The following is a 4,530-nucleotide window of genomic DNA, read 5'->3' as shown; positions in this document are numbered from 1 at the left end:
TGCCCATTCGGCCGGCGGCGTGAATCCAGATCAGCCCCAGGGGGTCGGCGTAGGTTTTGTCGATTTTTCGCAAGGGTCAACTCGGCGGGGGGGACGCGCGGGTTGGCGCGCGGGTCGGCGGGCGGTTTCGCGTGGCGAATCGTGCTTTTCACGAACAACACGGTGATGAAAACGACGACATCCAAAGACGGCCGGGTTTTCAATGACCTGGCTGCCGCCGCGGATTGTACCGACTTGTGAGCTCCCGCCGATCCGGTGTCTGATTAGCTGTCTGATTAGCCGTCCGATCTCCGCAGCAGGCGTCTTTTCGAATCGCTTGCCCTTTGCCATCCCAGGTCGGTTTGGACATAATGCGGTCTTATTCTGCACTTACCGGGATTTCACCATGTCGTCCGCTGTCGAGTCCAAGTCGGATTTAGAGAACCAGACTGTCTATTTTCGTTGCATCGCGGGTTGCACCGCCAAGCACTCGATCTTCGACGTCATCTATACCTGCCCGTCCTGCGGCAGTCTGCTGGAGGTGCATCACGAGCGCGAGCCGCTGCGGAAACGCAACCCCTATCAGTGGCAGCAATTGTTCGACTCCCGCGCCAGCACCTCGGATTGGCCCTACGGCAGCGGCGTCTGGGGCATGCGTGAGTGGGTGATCCCCTCGCTGGCTAACGAAAACGTCGTCAGCATGTTCGAAGGAAATTCCAACTTGTTCTGGGCCGAGCGATTGGGTCAGCAGTTGGGCGTCCCGGACTTGTGGATCAAGTTGTGCGGCAACAGCCACACCGGAAGTTTTAAAGACCTCGGCATGACGGTCTTGGTCAGCGTCGTCAAGCAGATGATGGCACAGGGCAGTCCGGTCAAAGCGGTCGCCTGCGCCAGCACCGGCGACACCAGTGCGGCGCTGGCCGCCTACGCGGCCTATGCGGGAATCCCCGCGGTCATCTTCTTGCCCGCCGGCAAGGTCAGCACCGCACAACTGATTCAGCCGGTCGCCAACGGAGCCCACGTGCTGGCACTGGACACCGACTTCGACGGCTGCATGAAAATCGTCCAAGAGGTGACACAGGACAATTCGATCTACCTGGCCAATTCGATGAACAGTCTGCGGATCGAAGGCCAAAAGACGGTGGGCATCGAAATCGTTCGCCAATTCGATTGGGAAGTGCCCGATTGGATCGTGATTCCGGTTGGCAATCTCGGCAACATCAGCGCCCTCCACAAGGGATTTCGGCTGATGTTGGACTTGGGGTTGATCACCCGCATGCCCCGGCTGGTCGCCGCGCAAGCGGCCAAGGCAAATCCGTTTTATGAATCCTACAAGAACGGATTCAAAGAGAAGATCCGCGTGACCGCCCAGGACACACTGGCCAACGCCATCCGAATTGGTGACCCGGTCAGTTACGCCAAAGCGGAACGGGCGATCGTGGAAACCGACGGCATCGTGGAACAAGCGACCGAAGACGAATTGGCCGCGGCGGCCGCCCACGCGGACTTGACCGGCATGTTCACCTGCCCCCACACCGGCGTCGCGCTGGCCGTGCTGAAAAAGCTGATCAAGCGCGGTGTGATCAAATCCGACGACAAGACGGTCGTGATCAGCACCGCCCACGGTCTAAAATTCACCGATTTCAAAGTCGCCTATCACGAATCACGACTCGAAGAGGTGACCAGCCAATACGCCAACCCCGCGGTGCATCTGCCCGCCGACGCCGACGCGGTGAAAGCCGAAATCGAAAAACGGCTCGGTCGCTAAGCGACTGTTTCCTGTGACGTAGCTGCCGTCGCCAGACGGCGGAACATCCACGCTCTGGCAAGCGTCGCGCGGCCAACGGCGTAGGTCCCGAGCAATGGGGCGACACGCTGCAATGGCTCGACTGGTCGCGGTTGAGCGAAGTGGCACTTCACGTCGCCGCGACGGTTCTACTGCGATGATTGTTTCGACGCGACGACGATGTAATGTGGCGTTCGAGCGGTCTGGTTCCACTGATGGGTCAGGTCGACGAATTCAATCGTAAAACCAACCGCCTCCAGTAAATATGGGACCGTTGCCATCGACTGGCTGGTCGACAACGGCAGCACATCAACTTCTTCGGCCCAGTCGCCGACATAGGAATCGCGGCCGAACAGGCCGTCGATGATCAACACGTGACCACCCACGCGCAACCAATGGTGCCAGTTGCGAAACGCGGCCAGCGGGTCAAACAAGCTGCTGACAACTTTTCTGGACGCGATGACGTCAAAACTTGAATCCGCGAACAGCGTTCGGTCGTCATCATGGTCGCAGGAGCCAACGATCGGTCTGACCCGTTTCAGTTCCGGTTTCGTCTTCAGCCGTTCCAGCATCGACGGCGATGGTTCCAGTGCGGTGATCGATTCCAAGGGCAAGTCGGTCAACGCACTGCAAAATGCACCCGTGCCGGCCCCCACATCTAAGACATCGGCGTTTTCGAAAACCGTGGAGACGTGTTGCAAATCTGTCAGCAATGCAGATTGCATCTCTGCGGACAACGTTCCCAATCCGAGCACGCCATCGTACTGCTCGGCAGCTTGACTGTTGTACCGGTCAGCACTACGGCCTCGTGCGGCCTGTCGATCGGCTTTCCATTGCATCGAGTTGACTTGGTTTCCGTCCGGTGTCACTCAGCCGAGAGTGCCGGTTTGGGCGTGTACCCGCGCAGGGCCGGTTGAGGCGTGTAACCGCGAAGCGCGGGCCGGGGTGTGTAGCCACGCAGGGCCGGTTGGGGGAAGTAACCATAGAGTGCCGGTCGGGGCGTCCAGCCGTACAGGGCCGGTCGCGGCGCGTAACCTTGCAGTGCCGGTCGAGGCGTATAGCCGCGGAGCGCCGGTTGCGGCACATAGCCGCGCAGCGCCGGCTGGGGCACGTAACCATCGAGTGCGGGACGAAACCGATTGGTCTGGGCTGACCGCGTGGCCTGAGCCGACTGCATGGCCTGGGCCGACTGCTGAGACAGCCGTTGTTGCCGGCGCATTTCCAACGCATCGTCGCGACGTTGCTGGAGCCGAGCTCGATATTCAGCAAACTTTTGTGGATCTCCCTCGGCCCAGGCGTCCTGGCTGAGGATGGCGAGTGCAGCGATCAATAAAATCGATCTCATGGCTCAATTACCGGGTCGTCTTGGGGGGCGGGGCGAGGCTACTAGGTTTCTGCAGCCTGTGGCGGGGGAGAGTGCACCAACCATTGTAGGCGCCCGGCAAGTCCGGGATCCACTACGAAAAGCCGGCGATCGTCGAAACAGGGGGCCGGCAAAAAGCGGCGCACAACTCAAAGGCTTGTAAAATGCATCGATTCCTCCCGTTTTTCTTGCCCCGATGGCAACCACGTTTCACTCGCCTAGGACCTTCGATGATCGTCAGAACCGGATGGCTGCTCGCTGGACTCTTTATCTTCGGGGGCAGTCTGCTGCGGGCCGAGGACCATTGGCATCAGGCGGCCGGGCCGAACGGCAACTGGCAGACCGACGGCCGTGCACCGCTGCGTTGGAGCGTGACGCGGGAGGAAAACATTCGCTGGCGGACCGCGCTGCCCGAGGCCGGGATGAGCAACGTCACCGTCTGGGGAGACCGTGTGTTTGTGACGACCCATGTGCCGATTCAAACGCTGGAGCAAAAGAACGCGGTCACCGACATCATCGGTTTCTGCCTGGACGCAAACACGGGCGCAAAACTTTGGCAGGCGACGTTGCCGGGCAGCGTCTTCATCTCGCTGGCCGGCGGATTCACCGACGGAACGGTGTTTGCCCCAATCACCGATGGCCGACATGTTTGGTTTTTCAATCGATGCGGGTCGATGGCGTGTTACGATTTCAACGGCAACCAGGTCTGGTTACGGGAGTGGACGCCGCGTTTCAAACACAACAATCGCCAGGCGGAACCGTTTCTGGTGGGCGACACGATCTTGTACGTCGAGGTGGCGAACAAGGAGGCCGGGGCGAAGATTCAGAAATGGATCGCCCCGGGGAAAAAGTCCGCCGGAACCGCGGTGCCCGCAGGCGTCGATGAGAAAGACGTTTGGACGTATCTGCACGGCATCGACAAACGAACCGGCAAGGTGCTGTGGCGCGAACAGGTCGGGACCTCGGTACACAACACGCCCACGGTTGGCTTGACCGCCGACGGACAATGGGCCGTTGCCCATGCCCGCGGTGGGCCCCACGGTCCATTGGAAAAACCATCCGGCCAAAGTCTCACCAGCCTGGCACCCGGTGAAGCGGGAAAGACGCTTTGGAGCACCGAGCTTCAGGGGTATGATCCGTCATTCGCCAGTCACTGGAACCAGCGCTATGTGTTTGGATTCCAAAAGGGCAATCATCTGGTGATGGATGCGTCTTCCGGCAAACTGCTCCGCGCGCAGCCCTTGTATGACGGTGCGACGGTTTGGGCGTTCGAGCCCGAACGTGGAAGCTGGACGAAACAAACCGATGTGGCGGTCAAGGCCGGAAAGGGGCATCCGAATACCAATCAGGCCAATCTGGCTGTCGGCCAATGGCATTGGTTTCTCTCGCACAACGTTCACTA

Annotated in this window: 4 protein-coding genes; 2 read left to right on the top strand and 2 right to left on the bottom strand. The window is 60.1% G+C overall.

Annotation, left to right across the window (positions count from 1 at the left end; genetic code table 11):
* Positions 1-385 precede the first annotated feature (385 nt).
* Positions 386-1,747 carry a threonine synthase gene (thrC, locus tag ABX749_RS23230; RefSeq protein ID WP_372898091.1) on the top strand — a complete coding sequence of 454 codons (1,362 nt, stop codon included), beginning with the start codon at positions 386-388 and terminating at the stop codon, positions 1,745-1,747.
* 167 nt (positions 1,748-1,914) lie between these two features.
* On the opposite strand, the gene ABX749_RS23225 is transcribed toward thrC, so the two are convergent.
* Positions 1,915-2,604, bottom strand: coding sequence for a methyltransferase domain-containing protein (locus ABX749_RS23225; RefSeq protein ID WP_372898090.1), 690 nt, complete (start codon positions 2,602-2,604; stop codon positions 1,915-1,917).
* Positions 2,605-2,630: 26 nt separating this feature from the next.
* Positions 2,631-3,110, bottom strand: a complete 480-nt coding sequence (locus ABX749_RS23220; protein ID WP_372898089.1) for a hypothetical protein — start codon at positions 3,108-3,110, stop codon at positions 2,631-2,633.
* Positions 3,111-3,358: 248 nt separating this feature from the next.
* Between ABX749_RS23220 and ABX749_RS23215 the strand changes: the two genes are divergently transcribed.
* On the top strand, positions 3,359-4,530 hold a 1,172-nt coding region (locus ABX749_RS23215), incomplete at its 3' end, for a PQQ-binding-like beta-propeller repeat protein (RefSeq protein WP_372898088.1).

Source organism: Stieleria sp. (assembly GCF_041595215.1).
In the GTDB taxonomy this organism is placed as follows: Bacteria; Planctomycetota; Planctomycetia; order Pirellulales; family Pirellulaceae; genus Stieleria; species Stieleria magnilauensis.
This window is presented reverse-complemented; position numbering and strand designations above follow the sequence as displayed.

Bases quoted from the DNA above. Each gene is read 5' to 3' on its own strand.
- ABX749_RS23225 (WP_372898090.1), bottom strand. From the start codon at position 2,604: ATGCAATGGAAAGCCGATCGACAGGCCGCACGAGGCCGTAGTGCTGAC.
- ABX749_RS23220 (WP_372898089.1), bottom strand. From the start codon at position 3,110: ATGAGATCGATTTTATTGATCGCTGCACTCGCCATCCTCAGCCAGGAC.
- thrC (WP_372898091.1), top strand. From the start codon at position 386: ATGTCGTCCGCTGTCGAGTCCAAGTCGGATTTAGAGAACCAGACTGTC.